We start from the raw sequence: 21,463 nt of genomic DNA, 5'->3' as shown, positions 1-21,463 counted from the left end.
TGTGACAACAACTTAGGCGCCTTCAGGGCGCCTTTTTTGTGGGTCCGGAAAAATTGGCGGAAAAATTAGAGCGTCCCGCGCTCCACTACGCCAGCTGACAGCTGCATCAGTGATGGATAGTAGTGAGCGCTGCAAGAATCATGCCGAACATGACTGTCGATTCAGCTTGTTAAAATTGCGTTGTGTTAGCCTGTGTCTTCTCGGAATTTGTGTGATGCACATCACGCAATCAAATTCACGAAGGCATCTTCCATGTAGGTCTAGCTTCTGCTGCGTTGATTGCCCTTCACCAAACTGAGGCAGCACGCATGTCATCTCGACCAACCTCTCGTTCGGCGCTCTTCTTCGCGTTTGCAATCGCGCTCGCCGCCCCCGGTGCTTTCGCCGGGAATGCGCTCAATGGCGACACAGTAGACGTAGACCCAGCAACGCCGCTACAGGACTGGTACGTCGCGTACGATTCCACTCTGAATGTACTTCCTGGCGCGCAAACGGGCGCGGTCCTAGTCGAAACAAACTCCGTCGCCAACTTCGACCACGCAAGTGTGAACGCAAGTCCTTCCGCAAATTTTTTACTCGGGGCCGTGGTGGTCAGGGGTTCTTCGGGAGTTCGCTTGTTTTCGAGCAGCATTGTTCATGGCGGGTACAATGGCATTTATCTTTCTCTGGGCGGCGGCACCCTAGATCCTAGCTATGCAGAGCTCTTTGATAGCTCTGTGGTTGGGAAAAACTATGGCATCCTGGCGAATAGCGGCGCGCGTATTCTTCTGTCTAACTCAACCCTCAGCACTACTGAGCCCACCTATTCGTCAGCTGGGCTGCTTGCCAGCAACTCGGCTGGGATCATCGTTTCGAATGGTTCGGTTGTTGAAGGCAGCAAAGGGATTTCATTGGGCTTAGGTGGTAGCTCGGCGGGATTGCGCGGCGATGAAGCGCTGATCATCAATGCGTCGAAAGTGGTTGGCAGGACGGAAGCCGCACTAACCGCCTCGAGCAGCGGCGGAGGGGCGCCGGGTCAAATAATGGCAGTCAACATTTTTGTTGAGAACGGCTCCGAACTGGTTGCCGGGAACGGCATTCTGCTGCACGTAACGACCAGTATCGTTGACGGCGTTGCCAAGTCTCCATTTACGACAAACTTCACCGTTACAAACAGTGCGCTTCAAGGCAATGTTTGGGCGTCTCGCGACGGGCTGAGCTTCGGCAATGTGACGCTTGGAGGCGGAGGGAGCATCACTGGCGCATTCGACAACGTGGCAAACGCAACTGTGATGGACGGAGGGCATTGGCAACTTACCGGAGCGAGCGATGTTGCCAATCTGAACCTTCAAGCGGGTGGCACCGTAACCATGGGTGACGGTTCGCAGTTCAATAGCCTTACTGCAGGCTCGTTCGTTGGCAGCGGTGGGACACTCGCGTTCAACACTGTGCTGGCCGGAGATGCATCGGCCACGGATCACCTGCATGTGCTGGGAGACTCCAGTGGCCAGGCGTACGTAAAGGTTGCGAATGTAGGGGGAGCAGGAGCCAAGACGACCAACGGAATTGAGCTGATTCAGGTTGGGGGGCAATCGGGAGCTGTATTTCAGCTGGCCGGGCGTGCGGTTGGTGGCCCGTACGATTATTTCCTCACTAAAAATGACTCCAACGGGAACTGGTATCTCCGATCACAGGTGCCGACTCCGCCAGACCCCTGCGTGGTAGATCCCAGCCTTCCGCAATGTAATCCCGACCCGAATCCGAATCCGAATCCGAATCCGAATCCGAATCCGAATCCGAATCCGAACCCGAATCCGAATCCGAATCCCAACCCCAACCCGAATCCCAACCCGAATCCGAATCCAGAACTGGAGCCGGAGCCGGAGCTGGAGCCGCTGCTCCGTCCCGAACCGGGCGCGTACTTGGCCAACCTGCAGGCGGCGCAGACAATGTTCCGCCTGGGCTACCATGATCGCAATGCAGGCCAGAATGGTGGGCGGGCTTGGGCGCGTGTCGACGGCTCGCGCAACGGCTTCGACGCGATCAGCCGTCAGCTCGACATCCGTGGCAACAGCCAAAGCCTGAGTGTGGGTGCCGATGTGTGGCGTGATGATTCGGGTAGCAGCGTGGGTTTGATGCTGTCCAGCGGAAATGCGACCAGCACCTCTGTCAATGAACTGACTGGCTACTACGCCCGTGGCAAGGTGAAAGGTGAGGCGCTGGGTGTGTATGGCACGTGGCGTCGCGCAGGTATGAGTGATCCGTACGCGGGGTTCTACTTGGACGGTTCTGTGCAGCGTGCCCAGTTCCGCAATCGTGTGGACGGAGTCGGCTTGGCTCAGGAGCGCTACGACAGTCGCGCCTGGCAAGGCGCCGTGGAGGCCGGCTATGCCTTCCGCGCCGGCGGTCCCAGCAATGGTGGGGTGTATCTGGAGCCGCAGCTGCAGATTGGCTACAACCGCTGGGACAGCGGCAGCCATACCGAAGCCAACGGTACAGTGGTGACTACCGAGGATGCTGACGGTCTCTTCGGTCGAGTCGGTGTGCGTCTATCCAGTGTGACGCGCTGGGGCAACGGCGCCGCCGAGGTGCAGCCGTACGTCACGGCCCACTGGCTGCACACCCGCGCCGAATCACAGATCCGTATGGACGGTGAAGCCGTGGATGCGCGCATCCCACGTAGCCGTGGTGAGTTCGGCGCGGGTGCTTCGTTGAAATTCGCCAACGGACTGGGCGCGTGGGGCGGTCTATTGCTGCAGAAGGCAAGCGGATTCCATCAGACGAGCGCTCAGGTTGGTATTAGCTACAGTTGGTGACCTGCATCAAGCACTCCAGAGTGCTTTTGCGCGGGGATTCTTGATCTACTTCGTAGGTCGCTAGGCAAGCACGGCTGCAACTATGCAGCCGTGCTTGGACAAGGAGATTTCATGGAATGGGCACCGGTTAGTTTTGGGTTGGAAGCCGCTCCCAATCTGTGTGCACAGCCCGCAAGCGTGGTCTGCACGGATGATTGGAAATGGGTGATCCCTGTGTTGGCCTTGATCCTGGGCTTTGCGCTGAGATGGGTGCAGGAGAACCTCTCTGAAGGAAAGAGGCAGCAATCCCAGAGGCGCCTGCGGCAGGAATTGCGGCTAGATCACGTAAGGATGCAACGAAGTGATGCGGAAAGAGCCAATCTGCTTGCTCTTCAGCAAGCTGTAGCAAAGTACTATCTAAGCGCGTCCGAAGCGCATGGCGCAATGTTGGATGCCCTTGGTATCAATGGAGTTTGGGCCCGCGTTCGTATGGATCACGCAGTGAATGGCGCCATTCAATCAAGCAAGGCTGAAATGACTGTGCTGCAGTATCGAATTCACGCAGCCAAGGTTTGCATCCGGCTAGACGATCTGATCGATGAGGTGACAGCGGCATTGAAGGCCGAATCTCTTGAAGTCGCTGAGGAGAATTGGAAGCGAGCCGACATCTCATTTGCCAATGCCCAGCGCCTCATCGGGGCCGAAATCCGGCGGCTTGAAGATGATGCTGGCCAGCAGGCTGAACTGGATAGTGAGCAGAAGTAGGTTGCTCGCATGCGAGGCTGATTGTCCCGCATCCGCGCAGTCTGGTCTGCAGAGAACAGGCAGGTCAGCGCACCGGCGGTTGGCCCTCTAGCTCATGTCTCCCGGGATTGGCCCAGGCCCCCCACATTTCGACGGTGTATGGGTCAAATTCACCACTGCCTACGAACTGCATCAACAACGAAGGCGCCCTAGCGGCGCCTTCTTCGTTTCGTAGGGAGGTTCTTCGGAAGAATTAGGTGGTTCCGCAGTCAAGCGCGTTCCTCCTGCCGGGCGGTTGGACCACGGGCAGTTCATGGTCATATCGCTGCCGCATTTGTTCCGAAACGTGGCCGCCCGCAGCCTTGTTGTCACCATCTGTGATGCCCCGGTGCTTCAAGCCGTGCAGTGCGAAGCGCTCGGCCTTGGAAATCACCCCTACGCGAACCGCCTCGGTGATGAAGCGCTGCCATGCACTGTCGAGCGCAGACTTGGTGATCGGCTCGCCGCTGCGCTCCACCAGCAAGAACCTGTCGTTGGCGCGCAGGGGAACAGGGCGCACTCGGCCCTTTCGGTTCCAGATGCGGTGGCGCCGCGCCAGCAGCTGCTCCCATGCTTCGATCATCGCTGCGTCCCACTCCGTCACGTTGTCACGCGATCCTTTGCGGCGATTGCTATGCACCCCCTCGGCCTGGCGGTGCGCGTCGGTCAGCGTGCAGACCTCGATGCCGCGCAGGCGGACGCTGTAGGCCAGGATCATCACCGGGGCCAGGTAGTCGGGAAAGCTGCCCTTGGCGTTGGAAGGGAGCGCGCCGCGTTCCCGTGCGAAAGCCAGCACTGCGCGAAACGCTTCCTGCGACGGCATGCGCGCGTCGCCCCGTTCTTTCGCCTGGCGCACGCCTTTGGCCGGGTTGGTCTTGCAGTAGCCCATGCGTACACCCCACGACAAGGTCAGCCGCAGGAAGCGGTGCAGATGATTGGCCTTGCTGGGGTACGCAGGGAGGGCGGGCTGGGTGCGATTCGCCGGGCGGCCTACAGCAAAAGTCTCCACCAGCCGTTGTACAACCGGCGTTGTGATGCGGTCGACCTGGATAGATCCCAGCGACGTTCCATCCTTGCGGACGTAGGTGGCCAACACCTCCGCGTAGCCCTCGTAGTTCCTGCGGGTGCCGGCGGCGAGTCGTTTGAAATCGCTGGATTCGTGGTAGCGGTCGAAGAGAAAGCGAAGCGTGCCGCGCCCTGCACCTGTGCGCATCTCTTCCACGATGGCGTGCAGCTCCGACAGGCGGGCGCTGGCGTGGGCGACCGTACGCTTTACGCGCCGGCCGCCCTCCGCGTGGTCTTCGTAGATGAACCAGCGGCCGTCGTGCCAGTAGATCCCTTTCGGCAATGCTCCCTGCTCGATGTGCCTAGGTATGGCCGGATTGAACTTCCTTTTTCTGCCGCGTGTCATCAGATGTTGTCCTCTTCCCGTACTTCGTGCTGGAGCGGTTCGACCAGCCCCAGCGCGGCGTTCAGCGCGTCGAGGGTGGTCCAGATCCCGCCGTGGCGGTCGTACTTGTACCGGATACCCTGCCGTTCTGCCCAGCGCCGCACGGTCGCCGCACGGGGTGGGGGGCCGTGCGGGGTGCACAGCTCCTGCAGGATGTTGAATTGCACAATGCGGCTGCTCAAAGCTCGGACGCCTCCATCCACTCGCGCCGACGTAGCCACTGCCGGCGCATTTCTTCCCGTAAGGCTTCGGCTGCAGCGGCGCCACGTTTACCCGCAATGCGGGTAATCAGTTCGTCCACCCATCTGCCGCTGTTGTAGCCCTGCCTGATCCAGTGGCGGGCCTCGCAGGCCCGCCGGTGCTGCTCTGTGGCGTCATCCACACCCGGTGCTTCTGTCGCCCAGCCCCAGCCCCAGCTGGATCACGTTGTTGGTTGGGGAAGCTGCCGGTGTCGCGCGCCCGTACAGGCGGGTCCACTCCTGCAAGGCCAGGTGTGCGCTGGGGTGCTTGTGGGTGCGGCCGCATTGGCATTCGATGTAGTGGCCGCCGCCGGCATCGGCTCTGCGGCGGTCTTCCATCAGTCGTGCCGTATGCCCGGCCCTGCAGCTGGGCATCGGCCACGGCGCCGCGATCTGCCGTTGGGTCGTGAGGTACTTCATACGGTGGCCACCTCGCCGGCATCGAAGTCGTGGGCGGCCAGTGTCGCCAAAGCAGCGTCGACCTGTTGGCTCGCAGCGGCCAGTTCCGTTGCATAGACACTGTGAGGCGAGTGCACCAGGGAGCGATGACGCTTCACCGCAGCGATCACCGCAGCCGTCAGATCCTCCCGGCCAGAAAGCGGCTGGACTGCAGGCGAGGTGCGCGCGGTCAGCACGGCCGCCAGTGCCTGCTGGGCTTGATGCAGGCCAACGACACGCTCGTAGGGGGGGAGTTCCGCTGCGTACTCGGCCTGCTGCGTCAGGTGCTTCACCCAGTGGCGGGCGTTGGCCGGTGTCGTCTCGCACCGTGCGCATCGGCATGGCTTGCTCTCAGACATTGGCCACCTCCAGCGCTGCTGCAGCGATAGCCGCGGATGCGGCGGTGCTGGCAGGCCGAGGCAGCATGTTGGCGATGGCAAGGGGCACGCCGGCATGGTCGAGGAAGTCGGCCAGGTCGTGACCGATGGCGTCCTTCTCCATCGCCCACAGTACCGGGGCTGCGGCCAGCAGAAAGCTGCTGCGGGTCCGACGCGTCCAGCGCTGCTCGATGCAGCGGGGAGCCCCCATGGCGAGAATCGCGGTCACGACAATCTCATCGGGGGCAATGGCGAACTGCAGCACTGCCTTGCTGTCGGTGGCCGTGGTGAATTCTGGCCGCGTGGTAGCCTGCGCGGCGGGTCCGGTGTCGGCCCCCTGCGAACATGCGGCGGCTGGGGGTGACTCAGTTTGCTGATACATGGCTCTTCTCCGAGCGTCGTGGTGGGAAGGCCCAGCGGTGGCGTTGGCGCGCCACCGGCCGGACCCGTTCTTACAGGGTGTCCGCCAGGTCTACGGCTGGCAGCTGGTCGGCCCGGTGGGCATTGCCCAACACATGGCGCAGATCCTCCGCGACGTACGCCGCGACTGCGGCGATGTGGTCGAGAGTGATGGGGGAAGGCTGATCGGTATCGAGCAGCGCGAGCAGGTCAATGGCCTGCTGGGCCTGCCAGAGACGGTCGATGTCGTTTTCGTGCACCACGAAGTGGATGCTGTTCACCACATCCGCCGCTGTGCGGGTGCCGTTGCGGGTGTGTGCGCTCATGACACCGCCCTCGGGCCGGTGCCTTGGCAATCTGCCCACCGGGCCTTTACCTGATCGACGGCGTTCTGGATCTCGCCCAGCGTCAACTCTGCCGGCGTCTTTCCCGCGCCGAGCAGGCGCGCAAAGAGACCCTGCCAGCAGGCGTGGTTCCATTCGGTGGTGTCGGCGATCTGGCCGAAAAAATGTGCGAGCTGGCGCGCGGCATGCGCGGGCGCTCCGTGGCTGTGTGCCATGGGTGACGTCTCCTTCGTTTGAGATGTGACCTCGCAGAGACGTTTTGAGTCGTCGCAACGAGGGTGTCGGGAGGCTCAAAACCGGAACGAAGACCGGCGGGCAGTTTTCCCCTTTCGGGTGTTGTATGGCTGCCGCCCTCCCGACGCAGAAGACGTCGGTGCGCTTGAATTTCAGGCGCAAAAAAACCGCAATGCTGACGGGCGCGGTTTCCGCTTCGTTCTCGGAGTTTTGAGTCTCCTTGCAGCGGACTTTGCCCTCGTTTTTTGCAGGTGTCAAGCATTGGGTGAATGATTCAAGGCGCGCATTTGGCGCCGACTGTCTTGTAGCCGTAGGGCTACAAAGTTCTTGACCATTTGTAGCCGGTGGGCTACAGTTGTTCCTATGGAAATGAAGCGCACCCCACAGTTCACCGCATGGATCGACGGCCTGAAGGACTTCACGGGACGCGCTCGCATCCTGGCCCGAATCCGCCGCTTGGGCGAAGGCAACCCCGGCGATCATCGGAACCTGACCGGCGGCATTTCGGAACTGCGCGTCGATGTGGGTCCGGGTTACCGGGTGTATTACACGCAGCGCGGAAACGAGCTGGTGATCCTGCTGGTAGGCGGCGATAAGGGCGCGCAACAGCGCGATATCGACAAAGCAAAGGAATTGGCCCGTTCCCTTTAAGGGGCGGGCAGGAGCAACACGAAGCGATGAAACACCCAAGTCACGGAACAACGAAGCAAACGGAGTCACACAGACATGGCAGCTAAGAAGAAGATTCAGCTGGAGACGTTCGACGTCGCCGAACACCTGCGCACCCCCAAGGAAATGGCCGCGTATCTGGACGCGTGCATTGCCGAAAGCGACGGCGACTCTGCATTCATCGCCAAGGCGCTCGGCGATATTGCCCGCGCCCAGGGCATGAGCAAGGTTGCCCGCGATGCGGGTGTGTCGCGCGAAAGCCTGTACCGCGCCCTGTCCGGCGAGCGCAGCCCGGACTTCGCCACCATCCTCAAGGTGACGCGTGCCCTCGGCGTGCAGCTGCACGCGAGCGCTGCCTGACCGATGGGCCAGGCGGAACCGGGCAAGGTTGCCTTGCACGCGTGGGAGGCTACAGACCACCTGCGAACCGAGGACGACATTCGGTTGTTCTTGGAAGCCAGCGAAGAGCAAGCGGGCGACGATCCGCAGTTCATGGCGCTGGCACGGGCCACTGTTGACCTGGCGCGCAGGCGTTGGGGATTGGCGAACGGCTAGGGTGTTCATACCTTGAACACCCAGCATTTGACCGTGGCGGCGGCGCCCATGGTGCCCTGACGGATAGCGCTGTTCACGGCTACGTTCGTGTCCAGACACTTGTGCCGGCGCGAGTCACGCAGCAGCGTGCGCAGCACCTTGAGGTCTGCCAGCTGCTGCGAATGGTGCGCTGCCTTGGCGGCGAACTCGTTGAGGTTGATGGCGATCCGCGATGCATCGCGCGAGTGGTTCACCGCCGGCATGCCGCCGTTGGTGGTTTCCAGATACTCGTAGACCTCCCAGAACTCAGTGACCAGGGCGCTATCGGCGCTCACCGCGCTCTGGCGCTCCAGTGCGGCCGCAACCAGCGCTTCGCGCGTGGCGACCACCATCTCCTCGGGGATCTCCATGACCAGGCGCAGGGCGTCGAACAGCGCCAGCATCTGCGCATGGTTCTTTGTGACGCGCTCCATGCGTAGCTCCCCGCGCTCGCGCAGCTTGCCCTCGTAGAAGCGCACGCGCTCGCCAAACTTTTCCATGACCTGGCTTTCGGCGCGGACGGCGCGGATCAGGAAGTGGCTCAGTTCCTCCACCTGCAGGGCGTTAAGGTTGTCGGCCGCGATGCGGCTCTCAGTGGTGACCTGCGGCTTGCGGAAGTGCAGCTTGACGATACGCGTCAGGATGGCCTCGCTGGCGTCCACGGCGGCGTTCTGGCTGATGACGATGGTGCCCCGGAATGGGGGCTCGTAGGTGTCGTTGCCGCCATTGCGCACGCCGCGCGTGGCGAGGGTGCCGCCGCCGTAGTAATCCTTCAATTCATCCCATTCAAACGACTTGGCGTGCGAGCGATCGGCGTCGCTACGGTCGGCCTCCAGCAGCACCACCGGCATGCCGGAAATCTGGCCCATGGCGCGGGCGCGGCCGGCCTTGGATGACTTCGCCGGGTCAAAGCCTTCGTAGTCGCTGCGGCCGAGCAGCTTCCACAGGAAGGTCAGCAGCGTGGTCTTGCCGGCGCCGGCCTCGCCCGTCGCTTCCAAGAAGGGGAACGACTTGTGCGCGCTGCGGATTTGGTTGGCGTACAGCGAGCCGAACCAGAACGTGAGCGCGATCATGCCGTGGGTGCCGAAGCACATCCACAGCCACGCCAGCCAGTCGTTGCGCTGCTTTTCGGGGTCGCGCTGAATGTCCAGTCGGATCGACTTCTGCGTGGATTTCACGCGCAGGTTCTTGAACTCGAAGTAGTCCTCGGCATTGGCGATGCTCAGTTCGCCGTCGCGCACCGCCACGTCGCCGAGGATGTAGGACTTGTGATCCTCGCTGTAGCCCACGAAGTCGATGGTCTGGACCTTGGTGATGTCATACAGCACGTCGCGGATGATGCAATCCAGCTGGTGGCCGGTGCCGGTGAACACCGCGCCCTGCGCCATGCTGATGAGGCGCTTCTTGAACTCGCTGGCGCTGGCGACCTGCGCACCGGTAAAGGTGCCCTTTACGGGCGGCGCATCGTGCGGGAAGCTGACGCGGAAGAAGTACCAGCTTTCGTCGGTCACCTCATGGCTCTGAAAGTAGAGCGCCTCTGGATAGCAGTTGGCGATTTCTTCCACGCTGCAGCAGGCGCGGCGGATCTTCTCGGCCTCGTCGGCGTCGAGTTCCTCGTCCGGGTCTTCCTTACGTTTGGCGCGCTCCTGGCACAGCTTGTCGAACTTCACGCTATCGAAGCTGAACCAGAACAGACGCGAGCGGTGTTCAAGGTGGAACTCGCGGCGCTGCGTGTGGGCATACATCAGCAGGCCCTTCTCGATGGCGGACTTCGCCAGCAGCACGTCGCCGTGATAGCGCGCCTCCGCGATGTCGGCATCCCACTGAGCCTGGCGTGCGTCGGCGTCGTTGATGGTCGACGCGCGCAGATGCAGGTCGTTCCAGTCGGTCTTTTGCCCCGGCTTCTGCGGGATCAGTGCTGCACGGCTCTTGAAGCCCAGCGTCTCGGCCCGGCGTGCATGCTTGCGCACGTAATCACGTGCGGTTGGCTCGTTGTCGTAGGCCCATACCAGCACCGGCAGCTTGCCGCCGCGCTGGTCGCGCAGGGCGCGCAGCGATTCCTCGGGGTAGCCGTTGCTGGACATACCGGATGCAGCCGCAATGCCATGCTGCAGGAGCGAGATAGCGTCGAAGATGCCCTCGGTGATCCAGACCTCACGCGCGGTCGGCAGCATGTCGGCCGCAGCGGGGGCGATCCACCAGGCGCCCGCATAGCTCTGGCCCGGCATGAAGCGCGCTTTCTGCTTGCCGAAGCGGTGAGCGCGGTCGATCAGACGCTCCCAATAGCCGCCCTTGGTCAGCGGGAAGCGTACCGTCGCGGTGCCTTCCCTGGACTTGCGGTCGAAGTAGCTCTCCTGCGTGTAGAGGCCACGGAGCGCGGTCAGATCGAAGCCGCGCGAGTACCGCAGGTAGGCGTCCGCCGCAGCGTGCGGCGCCGTCTCCGTGCGTTCGTGGCGCTTTGACCAGTCATCGAACAGATCGTCGTAGACATCCTTGACGCTGACCTCATGCCCGCACTTGGCCTGGCGCCCACAGCGCAGCACCCACGGATTCTGGAAGCTGGTGTAAAGCTCCTTCTGACCACAGGCGGGGCACTTGCCGCCGCGCATGTATTCCGTGCTGGGACGGTGCTTGAGGCCGTAGTCCCGCTCGATGCGCTGCAGAACTTGCTGGCGGATGTCTTCTTGCATGATCGGTTCAGGCCTTCGCGCTGCGGCGCTTGCTGCTTTTCTGCGGGCGGCAGGTGGGTTCGGTGATGACTTCGACCTTGCCGCCCGCCTTGCGGAACGCGGCTACCCGCGCGGCCAGCGTGGCGGCGTCTTCTGCCTTCTTGGCAGGATCGGTAGGCACGTACCCGGAAGGGCCGGGGACGAGGAAGGGCACCTGTGCGGTCGACCATGCGTCGCGCTGGCTCATGGGGTCGCCTCGCGTTGGTCGGTCTCGGCGTCGATCAGTCCCAGCCCCTCGGGCGGGTTCTTGATTTCGACCACGCCGCAGTCGTTCAACTCGATACCGCGATCAGTCACTTCCAGCAGGCGGTCATTGCCGGGCGCGCAGCGCACAAGGCCCAGCGCCATCAACTGCCACACGGGCGCCGCGGTGAATGCTTCGCCGGCCTCGGCCTGACGGCCGGTGTAGCCGCGTACGCCAACCACCAACCCGCCGTGACGGATGGTGGATTGCAGGCAAAGCTTCGCCATTGGCGAGAGCATCGCCAGTTCAAGAACAGCCATGGTTTATTACCTCAGTGGTCGGCGGGGAGCGGCAATGCGTCCAGCAGATCGGGTTGGTTGCCGCTGTGCTGCATGCGGTGAGCGCGCTGGGCGATCTCGCGGGCATATGCGGGGCTTGGGGGAAGATCAGTCGGCCGTGCATCGGGCAGGCCGCTGGGACTGGCAACGCCGGTCAGTTCGGTGTGGCCGGTGAACGCGGCAGAACAGACCGGGTTGGTGCAGTTGAACGAGTCATGCCGGAGGTGGTCATGGCTCAGATGGCTGGTGCGCTTCACCAAAGGGGAATGGCAGAAGGGGCATCGGAAGACCACCTTTCTGCGTGCGCTGTGCGAAGACATGACCGGCCCTCAGTTCGACGCGGGATCGACGGTGCCGGCCTTGATGCCCAGCACTACTGCGGCCTTGTGCGCTTCGCCACGGCGACCCTTGTTGCGACCGGACAGCACCAGCCACGTGGCGCGCTTGTCGAGATTGTGGGTGCGGGCGAACTCGGCGATGGAGATGCCCTGCCGGTCGAGTTCCTCTCGCACCTGGGGTGCGGTTTTTAGGACAGGTTTGGACATATCGGGCACCAAAGTGTGATTATTGTGTACTTGGGGCAACGATAGTGCGAAAAAGCGCACCAGTCAACATGGAGAGTTCGAAAAATGTCACTCACTGAAGATCCTAAGCTCGGCGTGGGCGCACGACTGCGTGCCGAACGTGAGCGCCTGGACCTGAGCCAAGAGGAAATGGGCTCGCGCGCCGGCAAGAATAAGAACACGCAGATGCGCTACGAGACGGGCGTCAACTCACCGACCGCCGCTTACCTGCATGAACTGGCCGCGCTGGGCGTTGATATCGGGTATGTGCTGACCGGATTCCCAACCGAACTGGACGACGAAGACGGCGAGATGCTTGCGCGCTTCCGGTCGGCATCGCCTGAAATGCGCTTTGCGGTGCGACTGATGCTGACGGCGCCGAAGGAGGCTGCTGCAAAGCACGCCGAAGCCGGTGCGGCGCCGATGGTGGGTGGTAATAATTCCGGCCAGGTCAATGCGGGCACGGTGACCCAGGGCGATGTCAGCTTCCAGATCGGTTCGCGCAACAAGGGCGGCCGGAAACGCTCGAGCTAAATATCGGGCAGCTGATACTGGCTGTTGGTCAAAATATCGACCGGGGCAAGGGCGCCTGTAGAGGCAAACGCGACAGGCGCCTACGCCGTTGCCCCGCGTTCAAGTTCAAGGGACGTCGTAAAGCCGGCGCCGCCATCAATGGTGTGCGTCGCCTTCACCACCAGCCAGTCCGTGCCGTCGATCTCGGGCTTGATGCCCGCGACATTCACCGTCTGACCGGGATAAAGATCGGCACGGCCTAGCGCCAACTTGAACGATAGTGTCGCTGTACCCCGTGCCAGCCGCTGCAACTCCGCCGTCGCATGTTGCCGCGCCTCGCTCTCGCTGGCGTAGGTAGCCTGCAGCTTCTTCTCGTTCTTGTCGGTGCCCACCAGCACGGCCTTGCGCCGCGCCGCGCCGCGATCACCCCAGTAGGCACGCACGCCGGTCACCGCATCGCGGTCGACCACGGCGTACCGGTGCGAATCCCCTGATGCGCGTGTCAGCTTCTGCACCGGCAGGCTGATGCCGTCACCGGTCGTAGTGCCATCGATGGGCTTGAAGATCAGAGTACCGGCCTTGATGGTCGCCACGGCATCGAATCGCTTGCCAAGCCGCGTGAGCAGGTTCACGTCGCTTTCGTTTGCCTGATCCAGATGCGGTAACGCCACGCTATCGAGCGCAGGCGCTATGGCTGCTTTCAGCGAGTGTTCCCCGGCCAAGGCGCGCAGCACTGCCCCGAGCGTGGTGTCATGCCAGCTGCGCTCGCGGCGCGTGCGGATCGAGTGCGTCAGATCCGCGCTGCGGGCGCGAATGGTGATGATGTCGGGCGGGCCGCTGTGTTCAGCCTCATCGACCACGAACGTGCCCTTGTTGACCATGCCGCTGTCAGCCCAGCCGAATGCCAGCGCCAATGTCACACCGCGACGCGGCAGCGCCAGGCGTCCGTCATGGTCATGCAGGCGCAGGTCAACCTGGTCGGCCTCATCGCCCCGGCTTTCGGTCAGGCTCAGATCCAGCAGGCGCGGCGCGAGCCGGTCGGTAATGTCTACACCGTCCAGTGTCGCGCGCCACTGCGGAATCGGGTAGAAGGCGCTCATGCTGCCGCTTCCTCCGTGTCATCGTCGGTACGCGCCAGCTGCAGCTGGAAATCAATGCGGCGCGGCGTGCCATCGGAAAAGAACTCTGTCCGACCTTCGTTGATCGAGAGGATGACGTAGGCGCCATAGACCGTGCCGTTGCCCTCCACCAGCGCCAGCGGGCGGCCCTCGGCGGCCAGCTCCCGCAGCACATCCAGCGTGAGCAGATCGTCGGCCAGCTCGGCGTGGATCACACCGGACAGGTCGATGGTCTCTTCGCCGGGGCCAACGTACTGCCGGGCCGCACGCGCGCCCACGCGCTCGCTGGTTGGGTGGCGCCATGACATCTGGCGTTGCAGCTGCTGGTAGGCGGCGGTGGAGAGCGAGAAAACGAACGTGCCCAGGGACATCATCATGGTGGCAGTGCTCAGTCAGTAAGGCGGGCGTTGCGCCGTGAACCCGCTTCGCGGTCGCGGCGATCCAGTTCGGCGCGGACGGCCTGCGCAATGGCCTGCGCATCGGCGCCGGCACCGGCTTGGATGGTGATGTGATAGGTGTTGCCACCGGCCTGCGTCATGCCCGCGCCGCCGGCAGACGGCGCCATGACCGGCGCGCTGCTGACAGGCACCACGGGCGTCACAGCGGCCGCCATCGCCATCCCAGCGCCGGCGCGCTTCATACGGTCGCCGAGCCCCACCACGGACTGCACAGCGCGATCTTGGCCGCCGTCGAGACCGCCGGCCAAGCCCTGCATGGTGTAGTCGCCCAGCTGTTTGAACACGCGCGAGGGGCTGTGGATGCCCAGCACGCTCTTGAACGCGGAGACGGCGCCGCTGCCGATGTTGCTGACGATATCGCCCACGGAACCGGCCATCGAGCGGATGCCGTCGATCAGGCCAGAGATCATGTCCTTGCCGGACTGCAGCATCTTGGCGGGCCAGCCCACCAGGATCTGATTGATGCCGTCCCACATGGACGACAAGCCGTTGCGGATCAGATCGCCGTCAAGGGTGAACAGGCCCACGATCAGATCCCATGCGCCCTGCAGATACTTCCACGCGCCCCCGATGGCGTTCTTGATGATGGGCAGGATGGTGGTGAACGCGTCGACCAGCCAGCCGATGGCCTTCACAGCCAGCCGCAGGTTCACAGTCAGCACGTTGCCCAGGATCTGGCCGAACCCTCGGCCGGCGTCAGTGGCGCCCTGCAGCTGCTCGCTGGTGGCCTCAAAGGGTTCGAACAGCTTCTTGACCCAATCCCAAGCCTGGCTCATGGCATTGGAGATCATGTCCCACACCGGGCCCAGTGGCTCCAGCGCGGTCATCAGTTCGTCCATGATCGGATTGACCACGTCGAGGATGCCTTCCCATACGCCGATCATGAACGCCTTGATCGGTTCCCAATACTTCCACACCAGGGCAGCGACCACGGCCACGGCGGCGCCGATGGCCAGCACCGGCAGGCTGATGCCGCCGAGCAGCGGCAGCAGCATGCGTCCCACGTTGAGTAGCATCGGGAACGCGCGGCCGGCCAGCGACGTTACGCGCGTAACCAAGCCGCCCATGCCGCCGCCAGAGGACAGCAGCGCCATGGCAGCACTGATCTGTGAGAACGACATCGCCACCACGCCAGCGGTAACCATCAACGCACCGAAGACGGTGACCAGGGCGGCGCCGACGATGGCCGCCTTGGCGAGCATCTTCACCAGCTCGGGGTTCTCCCGAATCCAGTCGATCACGGTCTTCACCACTTCGGCGGTTTGTTCGGCCAGCGCCTTGAAGTCGCTCAGCAGCGTCTCGCCGATGGCCTGGCCGGTTACGTTCACGGTGTTTTTCAGCAGCTGCAGCGCATTCTCAGACGTCGCCACGCGTGACGCGTATTCGGCCGACATCGAGCCACTGTATTGGGTGGCATCGGTGACCTTGTCAAAGTTGGTTTTCAGCAGGTCGAGGTTCGTCAGCAGCGGAGCGATCGCGCCGATGGATTCGCGCCCGAACAGCGTCGTCATCGTCGCCGCCTGCTCATGCTTGGGCAGCAGTTTCAGCTTGTCGAGCACGCTCAGGATGGCGCCGCCGGCATCCTTCTGCATGGCCTGCGCCATATCGGTGGCTTTGATGCCCAACTTGCTGAACGCAGCGACCTGCCGCGAGGTGGCGGCCTCGCCCGACGACAGCGTGAGCAGCATGTTCTTGATGCCGGTGGCCGACACCTCGGATTCGATGCCCATACCGGCAACCGTCGCGCCCAGCGCGGCCAGCGGCCCGCTGCCGAGGCCGGCGACCTCGCCGAGCGCGCCGATTCGGTTCACCACTTCGCTGATCTTCTGGACGCTGGCGGGGCCGGTGTTGCCCAGGTAGTTGATCTTGTCGGCCAGCACGACGACATCGTCCTGCCCCATGCGGAACGCAGTGCGCCAGGTCGCCATGGTTTGGCCGGCGTCCTCGGCGGTGGTGTCGAAGGCAACGCCCATCTTGGCCGCGTCCTCGGCGAACCTGACCAGCTCGGCCTTGGCGATGCCGGCCTGACCGGCAGCGGCAACGATCTTGGCAATGTCGGTCGACACCATCGGCAGCTTGGTCGAGAGGTTCTGCACCTCCCGACCCATTTCCTTGAACTGCTCGGGCGTGTCGAAGTCCACCACCTTGCGGACATCGGCCATGGCCGATTCAAAGCTCATGGCCTCAGACAGCGGCAGCGCCCCGGCCATCAGGGCACGTTGGCCGCCGAATGCCAATCCGGCACCGGTGCCGACCATGCCGATGCCGGCGCTCTGCAGCTGGGCTGCGCGCTCCTTCAGCCGATTGGCGGCGGCGAGGCGTGTCTCCTGCCGCTTGATGCTCTCGTTGGTACGGGCAATGTCCGCACGCAGGCGACGCTCATCGTTGCCAAGGTTGCGCGTGCTGATACCGGCGCGGTCCAGACCGCTGCGCAGGCGCTGCAACTCTGCCGCCTGCTGTTGCTGCTTGTCCTTCATCAGTCCGGCGACGCGGGTGGCGTCCTTGAACTGCTTGGTCAGTGCGCGGGAGGGCTGCGTGGCAGCGGCGACGGCGGCAGCCAGTCCGCGCACCTTGGCCTGCTGTGCGGCGTAGGCAGTAGCCGATTCACGCGATGCAGCTACCTGCTGGCGGAAGGCGCCCAGATCGCGTTGGGTTGCATTGAGTTTGCGCAGCGCATCGCGTGACTGCAGCAGCTGGTCGGCAAGCCCCTTGCCGCCGCGCTGGATCTTGCGGAACGGCGCGGTCGCCTTATCCATTGCGGACAGGATGACCTGCATGCGCAGGTTGTCAGCGGCCATCAGCGCAGCCCCTCGGTGCGGGCCGCCGAACAATCACGGCGGGTGGACGGGGAGAGGGCTGCGCTGGTGGGGATCATGTGTTGTTTCCACTACGTTCGACGGCTCGCTCCCGCCATTCCATCAACTCGGTCACGGTCCAGCGGTCCATCTCGCTGGGCTGGAAGTGGAAGATGACAGCCACATCGGCCATCGCATCCTCTACGCGTTCAGGGATTCCCGGTCCGCCTTCTTCATGAAAAAACCGGCGATCTCGGTGCCCAGCGTCACCAGGTCGGCCGGGTCCAGCTTGTCGATGTCTGCGGTGGTCAGGGTCGGAGTGGTGATGCGCGGCGCCAGCATGCGGATGGCAGTGGTATCCAGCTGCAACAGGTCGACCAGCTTCACGCCACGCAGGGTGCCGGCGTCGGGCTTGCGCAGCTGCAGCGTCTCGATGATCTGGTCGCCGCGCTGGATGGGCGCATCCAGTTCGAGCGTGACGTAGTCGGGGGCGCTGACCTTGCCGGTGGTGGTGTCCAGCAGGGCGTTGTCGTGGGTCTTGCGGCTCATAGTCTCTCCAGTGGGAAGCATGGCCCGGCAGTGCCGGGCCGTGGTGGGCGGATCAGATGCCGATGGCGCGGCGCTGTTCCTGCAGCAGATCGTTGCCGTCCACGATGAAAATCATCGCGACCATGTCGATCTCGATTTCAGTGCGGCCGTTGATCGACAGCTTGTAGTAGCTGGCCGAGGTTTTCACGCTGAACTCTGTGTCGTCGCCTGCCTTACCGGTGCCGGCGTCGATCTCGCTGTGGCGACCGCGCAGCACGATCTCCACCGCATCCACCTCGCCGGTGTCGTCGCGCTGGTAGGCGCCGGCAAAGCGAAGCTGCACGCCGTTGTGCGAGGTCTTGCCGTACTGACGCAGCACCTCGCGCGACAGGCCGCCGCACTTCCACTCGGCCTCGATCTTCTCCTGGCCCATGTCGATGTCGATGGGTCCGGCCATGCCACCGGCGCGGTATTCCTCCATCTTGCGGGTCAGCGTGGGCAGCTTGAACTCGGTCACCAGCCCCCGGTAGCTCTCGCCATCGTTGAACAGGTTGAGGTTTTTCAGCTTGCTGGGCATTGCCATGTTCGTGAATTCCTATGTCGTGCCGGTCAGCCGTTGATGCGGCTCGGGAAGTCGGCGAAGTAGCGGTCGGTGATGCGCTGATTCAGCTGCAGGTTCTCCAGCGGGGGCACCGGGGTGAAGTCGTAGTCGATCACCAGCTTTCCGCCCGACAGGGACGTGGGCAGGTTGGCGGCTTCGTCGTACCAGGCGTTGGCGTCGATGATGTAGCCGCCGTTCTTCAGCTCGCGGAACTTGGCATTGATGCTCTCCAAGATGTCCTTGACCTGGCTGGGGTGCAGCGGCTTGTCCATGTAGACCAGCATCGCCTCTGCGATGGTGTCGGCCAGGATGTGCGCGGTGCGCGTGGCCGTTTCGAAGGCGAACAGCGGATCGCTGCTCAGGGTGCGGTTGCCCCAGAAGCGGTAGCCGTTGACGTTGACCAGGGTGGTCACGTCCTTGGAGTTGAGCAGGCCGGCATCGGTGTTGGGGTCCTGCAGATCCCAATGCACGTCCCGGCTGATGCCGGTGACGCCGGAAACGGGCACGTTGGAGATCGACTTGTGCCAGCCCTGCTCCTGATCGATGCGTGCGCGCAGCCCAGCGGCGCGGGCGGTCGCGTAGGCCATCGCCGGGGTGCTGGTGGCGGTGTCCCAGGCGAGGAAGTCGGGCCAGATCATCATCAGCTCGCGCTCGCTGAACTGATCGCGGTAGACGATGACATCGGACACCTTGCCGGCGGCCGACGCGCTCACGTAGGCCATGGCGCGCAGCGTCTTGGCGATGGGGGCCAGCGCAGCGACTACTTCCTGCGTATCCAGTCCCGGCACGGCCAGGATGCGCGGTTTGACGCCAAGCTGCGCCTCGGCCACCAGCAGCGCCTGCAGGCCGGTGTAGGTGCCGGTGTCCTTACTGCCGATGACGTTGGTGGTGGTCTCCGGATCTGCCGCGCCCTGAGCGACACGCACGACCACGGCGACGGGATTGGATTGGTCAGCGATGCCGCGCAGGCTGGCGGCGAGCGTGCCCTTGGTGCCGGCCTTGGCGACGGCGCCGCGCACGTCGGTCAGCAGCACGGCCTTGTTGAGCGGGAATACGGATGCGTCGGCGTCCTCGGCCGTGCAGACGATGCCCAGGATGGCGGTGGCCACCGTGCGGATCGGGCGGGTGCCGCCGTTTACTTCGACGACGCGTACGCCGTGGTGGTACTGGTCCATTGCTGGCTCCTTGGGTCAGGTTTCGCGGTAGCGGAGGGGGACAGTCAGCCGGGTGAACTCGTTGGACTGCTGGCTGCGCACGCGACGGCAGGTGACATCGAGCACGAACGCGCCCGGCCGTTCGCCGCGTGACAGCGACAGCTGCTTGATCTGCAGGCGAGGTTCCCAGCGCATGAGCGCCGTGGCAGCGGCGCCGTACAGGCGCAGCTGTGTGGTGCTGTTGAATGGCTGGTCGACCAGCTCGGGCAGGAGCGATCCGAAGTCGCGGCGCTGCACCCGTGTGCCAATGGGCGTGGTCAGGATGCGAGCGATGGACTGCACCAGGTGCGCGTCATCGTCCAGCCAGCGGCCAGTGGATGCATCCATGCCCCTCATTGCACCGCGCTCCACAAGGGAGCGCGACGGCGCAGGTGGGGCAGATGGGGCGAGGTCGAAGCCATGACCTCATTCTGTGGACGGCCTTCGCCGAAGGCGCTCCCGTTGGCGTGTATCAGCTACGCAAACACCTGCGGGCTACGAGCCGGACAGATTCGGCGGTTCTACAGACGGCAGCTCAGGGACCTCTGGCAGTTTGGGCAGCTCGGGGACGGTGACGGACGGCATCTCGATGCTGCAGGAGCCGATGCGCGAAGCGGCCGAATCAATCGCAGCCTGCAGTTTGGCGATAGCCGCGGTTATCTGGGCGATCTGCAGCGGAAGCACCAGCATAGGCTTCACGTAGGGCTGAATGACAGCGCTAATCAAGCCGTTGATCCACGTCACGATCTCAGCGGGATTGATGCCCGGCGGGCTGAGCAGCGCCATCATCGGCTGTAACGCCGCCATCTGCGCGCCGATGCCGGCGAGCAGCGCGTTGGCCGACTGCATGGCTTCGTCAGTGAGCGCCTGCAGTTCGGCGCAGGACTGCACCGCGTTGATCTGGTCCGCCAGGCGCTCGAATGTCTCGGCGTTGAAGGGGAGGGAGCCTTGTGGGTTCATGGGTGCCTCAGTAGATGTTGGTGACGCTGCCGCGTTCCACGCTCACGACCTGGCCCGTGCCGGTAGTGAAGGTGCCCGTAGCGCCGGTGCCGGCGGACACGTTGCCATCCGCCATGACGCTGCCGGTGGCGTGCACCGTGGGCGAATCCAGCACCACCGCCGCGCTCGCATGCACCTCGGCCTGCTGGCAGTTCACGATGACCTGGCCCTTGCCGGCATGGACCGACAGGGTCGAGGTTGCGTGGTTGAACTCGACAACGCTCCCGTCGGGATAGGTTGTGCGGTCGACGTCCTCGCTGCTAGCCGGCTGCGGGTACGCGTCCTGTGACGTGCTGCCGATGATGACCGCCTGTGAGATGTCCCCATCGGGGCAAGCCAGCAGCACCTGCTCGCCTTTGCCTGGCGCGTGCCAGGTGCGGCCGTTCGGCCCGGCCCTGCGTTCCAGCCAGGCGATCCAGTCGGTTTGGATCTCGCCCGTCTGGACGCGGACGCGTGCTGGCGCTGTGGTGCGCACGGCAATCACCGTGCCCCAGCGGAGCATGTTGCTGACCTCGGCTGGAATGTCGCCGCGCGCCATGGCGGTCAGCCCGCCGCAGGATCGGTGGCGGACTCCGGCGGTACCGGGGCGGGTTCAATCGGCTCTGGCGTCGGCACGCTCTCCCAACCGCCCTGAGTCTCGCTGTAGCGCCACGGCCCGGTGTGGTCGCGCGGTGGTGCCAGCGCAGTCGCCGTGGCCGGCAGCGGCTCGCCCATGGCCAACTGCGGCAGGTAGAAGCCGGTTGCCTTATCCCAGATCGGGGTCTGGGTGTAGTCGGGCACCAGCTCCCACGCATCGAGCGCATCGTTCCAGCGGTTCGCCAGCGGCTCGCCCGGCTCGATAGGCTGCGGTCGCTGGATGGTCACGCTTGGCGGGGGCAGTTCCCCCAAGGCGAGTTGGTTGGGCGCGGGTACGCCCGTGTTCTTGTCCCACAGCATCACGCCCCGGAAGTCGGCGACCGTCTCCCATGCCGTGCGCTCAGCATTGATCCGCCACGCCTGATGGGCGCCGGCCTGCTCCACTGGCGGAAAATCAACCGTGTTGTTGGGAAGCGGGCAACTGCCGTCCGCTTCCGGGTAGATCCGAATTGGCAGTACGTACAGACCGGTCAACGCATCGAACGAGTGGCCATAGATTTCGTGGTCGGTTTTCAGTTGCATGGTTCT

General features: G+C 63.8%; 28 protein-coding genes. 5 read left to right on the top strand and 23 right to left on the bottom strand.

Features of this window, described 5'->3' with window-relative positions:
• Positions 1-308 precede the first annotated feature (308 nt).
• Together DFO63_RS21960 and DFO63_RS21955 are read left to right on the top strand one after the other, a co-directional pair.
• Positions 309-2,795: an autotransporter outer membrane beta-barrel domain-containing protein gene (locus DFO63_RS21960; RefSeq protein WP_147416404.1), complete on the top strand. Its 2,487-nt coding sequence runs from the start codon at positions 309-311 to the stop codon at positions 2,793-2,795.
• 111 nt (positions 2,796-2,906) lie between these two features.
• The gene (locus DFO63_RS21955; RefSeq protein ID WP_147416402.1) at positions 2,907-3,539 is read left to right on the top strand and encodes a hypothetical protein; all 633 of its coding nucleotides are present in this window, start codon (positions 2,907-2,909) and stop codon (positions 3,537-3,539) included.
• A 232-nt stretch (positions 3,540-3,771) separates the two neighbouring features.
• On the opposite strand, the gene DFO63_RS07205 is transcribed toward DFO63_RS21955, so the two are convergent.
• The 7 genes from DFO63_RS07205 to DFO63_RS07170 form a co-directional block, all read right to left on the bottom strand.
• The gene (locus tag DFO63_RS07205; RefSeq protein ID WP_119006688.1) at positions 3,772-4,968 is read right to left on the bottom strand and encodes an integrase; all 1,197 of its coding nucleotides are present in this window, start codon (positions 4,966-4,968) and stop codon (positions 3,772-3,774) included.
• On the bottom strand, positions 4,968-5,189 hold the full coding sequence (locus DFO63_RS07200; RefSeq protein WP_032975126.1) for a hypothetical protein: 222 nt from the start codon (positions 5,187-5,189) through the stop codon (positions 4,968-4,970). The genes DFO63_RS07205 and DFO63_RS07200 overlap by 1 nt, the downstream gene beginning before the upstream one ends.
• On the bottom strand, positions 5,186-5,389 hold the full coding sequence (locus tag DFO63_RS22320; protein WP_119006687.1) for a hypothetical protein: 204 nt from the start codon (positions 5,387-5,389) through the stop codon (positions 5,186-5,188). The genes DFO63_RS07200 and DFO63_RS22320 overlap by 4 nt, the downstream gene beginning before the upstream one ends.
• A 273-nt stretch (positions 5,390-5,662) precedes the next feature.
• Positions 5,663-6,043, bottom strand: coding sequence for a hypothetical protein (locus tag DFO63_RS07185; RefSeq protein WP_119006685.1), 381 nt, complete (start codon positions 6,041-6,043; stop codon positions 5,663-5,665).
• Positions 6,036-6,443: a hypothetical protein gene (locus tag DFO63_RS07180; protein WP_119006684.1), complete on the bottom strand. Its 408-nt coding sequence runs from the start codon at positions 6,441-6,443 to the stop codon at positions 6,036-6,038. The genes DFO63_RS07185 and DFO63_RS07180 overlap by 8 nt, the downstream gene beginning before the upstream one ends.
• 70 nt (positions 6,444-6,513) lie before the next feature.
• The gene (locus DFO63_RS07175; protein ID WP_119006683.1) at positions 6,514-6,786 is read right to left on the bottom strand and encodes a hypothetical protein; all 273 of its coding nucleotides are present in this window, start codon (positions 6,784-6,786) and stop codon (positions 6,514-6,516) included.
• Positions 6,783-7,019, bottom strand: coding sequence for a hypothetical protein (locus tag DFO63_RS07170; protein ID WP_119006682.1), 237 nt, complete (start codon positions 7,017-7,019; stop codon positions 6,783-6,785). The genes DFO63_RS07175 and DFO63_RS07170 overlap by 4 nt, the downstream gene beginning before the upstream one ends.
• 382 nt (positions 7,020-7,401) lie before the next feature.
• Here DFO63_RS07170 and DFO63_RS07165 point away from each other — a divergent pair, with 382 nt between their 5' ends.
• Complete coding sequence (locus tag DFO63_RS07165) at positions 7,402-7,689, top strand: type II toxin-antitoxin system RelE/ParE family toxin (protein WP_119006681.1); 288 nt, start codon at positions 7,402-7,404, stop codon at positions 7,687-7,689.
• A gap of 75 nt (positions 7,690-7,764) precedes the next feature.
• Positions 7,765-8,067, top strand: coding sequence for an addiction module antidote protein (locus DFO63_RS07160; protein WP_119006680.1), 303 nt, complete (start codon positions 7,765-7,767; stop codon positions 8,065-8,067).
• A gap of 200 nt (positions 8,068-8,267) precedes the next feature.
• Here DFO63_RS07160 and DFO63_RS07150 read toward each other — a convergent pair whose 3' ends face one another.
• Genes DFO63_RS07150 through DFO63_RS07130 form a run of 5 tightly spaced genes read right to left on the bottom strand, consistent with a single transcriptional unit; the run spans position 8,268 to position 12,076 of the window.
• Complete coding sequence (locus DFO63_RS07150; protein WP_119006678.1) at positions 8,268-10,970, bottom strand: toprim domain-containing protein; 2,703 nt, start codon at positions 10,968-10,970, stop codon at positions 8,268-8,270.
• Positions 10,971-10,977: 7 nt separating this feature from the next.
• Complete coding sequence (locus DFO63_RS07145; protein WP_119006677.1) at positions 10,978-11,196, bottom strand: hypothetical protein; 219 nt, start codon at positions 11,194-11,196, stop codon at positions 10,978-10,980.
• On the bottom strand, positions 11,193-11,513 hold the full coding sequence (locus DFO63_RS07140; protein ID WP_147416400.1) for a hypothetical protein: 321 nt from the start codon (positions 11,511-11,513) through the stop codon (positions 11,193-11,195). The genes DFO63_RS07145 and DFO63_RS07140 overlap by 4 nt, the downstream gene beginning before the upstream one ends.
• A gap of 11 nt (positions 11,514-11,524) precedes the next feature.
• On the bottom strand, positions 11,525-11,851 hold the full coding sequence (locus DFO63_RS07135) for an ogr/Delta-like zinc finger family protein (protein WP_032975113.1): 327 nt from the start codon (positions 11,849-11,851) through the stop codon (positions 11,525-11,527).
• Between the two features lie 9 nt (positions 11,852-11,860).
• Positions 11,861-12,076 (bottom strand): DNA-binding protein, encoded by a 216-nt coding sequence (locus tag DFO63_RS07130; RefSeq protein ID WP_032975112.1) that lies wholly within the window; start codon positions 12,074-12,076, stop codon positions 11,861-11,863.
• Between the two features lie 84 nt (positions 12,077-12,160).
• Between DFO63_RS07130 and DFO63_RS07125 the strand changes: the two genes are divergently transcribed.
• Positions 12,161-12,628 carry a helix-turn-helix domain-containing protein gene (locus tag DFO63_RS07125; protein WP_081794531.1) on the top strand — a complete coding sequence of 156 codons (468 nt, stop codon included), beginning with the start codon at positions 12,161-12,163 and terminating at the stop codon, positions 12,626-12,628.
• Positions 12,629-12,708: 80 nt separating this feature from the next.
• Here DFO63_RS07125 and DFO63_RS07120 read toward each other — a convergent pair whose 3' ends face one another.
• The 11 genes from DFO63_RS07120 to DFO63_RS07070 all read right to left on the bottom strand — a co-directional run bounded on the left by DFO63_RS07120 (position 12,709) and on the right by DFO63_RS07070 (position 21,457).
• Positions 12,709-13,707, bottom strand: a complete 999-nt coding sequence (locus DFO63_RS07120) for a phage late control D family protein (RefSeq protein ID WP_032975111.1) — start codon at positions 13,705-13,707, stop codon at positions 12,709-12,711.
• Entirely contained in the window at positions 13,704-14,102 is a 399-nt protein-coding gene (locus tag DFO63_RS07115; protein ID WP_032975110.1) for a phage tail protein, read from the bottom strand. Before DFO63_RS07115 ends, DFO63_RS07120 begins: the two co-directional genes overlap by 4 nt.
• Before the next feature lie 11 nt (positions 14,103-14,113).
• The gene (locus DFO63_RS07110) at positions 14,114-16,984 is read right to left on the bottom strand and encodes a phage tail tape measure protein (RefSeq protein WP_182474415.1); all 2,871 of its coding nucleotides are present in this window, start codon (positions 16,982-16,984) and stop codon (positions 14,114-14,116) included.
• A gap of 70 nt (positions 16,985-17,054) precedes the next feature.
• Complete coding sequence (locus DFO63_RS07105; RefSeq protein WP_081794530.1) at positions 17,055-17,171, bottom strand: GpE family phage tail protein; 117 nt, start codon at positions 17,169-17,171, stop codon at positions 17,055-17,057.
• An 8-nt stretch (positions 17,172-17,179) separates the two neighbouring features.
• Positions 17,180-17,527, bottom strand: coding sequence for a phage tail assembly protein (locus DFO63_RS07100; protein WP_051584888.1), 348 nt, complete (start codon positions 17,525-17,527; stop codon positions 17,180-17,182).
• 52 nt (positions 17,528-17,579) lie between these two features.
• The gene (locus DFO63_RS07095; RefSeq protein ID WP_119006674.1) at positions 17,580-18,089 is read right to left on the bottom strand and encodes a phage major tail tube protein; all 510 of its coding nucleotides are present in this window, start codon (positions 18,087-18,089) and stop codon (positions 17,580-17,582) included.
• Between the two features lie 26 nt (positions 18,090-18,115).
• On the bottom strand, positions 18,116-19,282 hold the full coding sequence (locus DFO63_RS07090) for a phage tail sheath protein (protein WP_119006673.1): 1,167 nt from the start codon (positions 19,280-19,282) through the stop codon (positions 18,116-18,118).
• Between the two features lie 15 nt (positions 19,283-19,297).
• On the bottom strand, positions 19,298-19,657 hold the full coding sequence (locus DFO63_RS07085) for a GPW/gp25 family protein (protein WP_032975107.1): 360 nt from the start codon (positions 19,655-19,657) through the stop codon (positions 19,298-19,300).
• A 138-nt stretch (positions 19,658-19,795) separates the two neighbouring features.
• Positions 19,796-20,260 (bottom strand): hypothetical protein, encoded by a 465-nt coding sequence (locus tag DFO63_RS07080; protein WP_032975106.1) that lies wholly within the window; start codon positions 20,258-20,260, stop codon positions 19,796-19,798.
• Between the two features lie 7 nt (positions 20,261-20,267).
• Complete coding sequence (locus DFO63_RS07075; protein WP_119006672.1) at positions 20,268-20,837, bottom strand: phage baseplate assembly protein V; 570 nt, start codon at positions 20,835-20,837, stop codon at positions 20,268-20,270.
• A 5-nt stretch (positions 20,838-20,842) separates the two neighbouring features.
• The gene (locus tag DFO63_RS07070) at positions 20,843-21,457 is read right to left on the bottom strand and encodes a hypothetical protein (RefSeq protein WP_119006671.1); all 615 of its coding nucleotides are present in this window, start codon (positions 21,455-21,457) and stop codon (positions 20,843-20,845) included.
• Between the last annotated feature and the right edge of the window lie 6 nt (positions 21,458-21,463).

The organism is Stenotrophomonas sp. AG209, assembly GCF_003550055.1.
GTDB lineage: Bacteria > Pseudomonadota > Gammaproteobacteria > Xanthomonadales > Xanthomonadaceae > Stenotrophomonas.
Note: the sequence above shows the minus strand (reverse complement) of the source record. Positions and strands in the feature narration are given on the sequence as shown.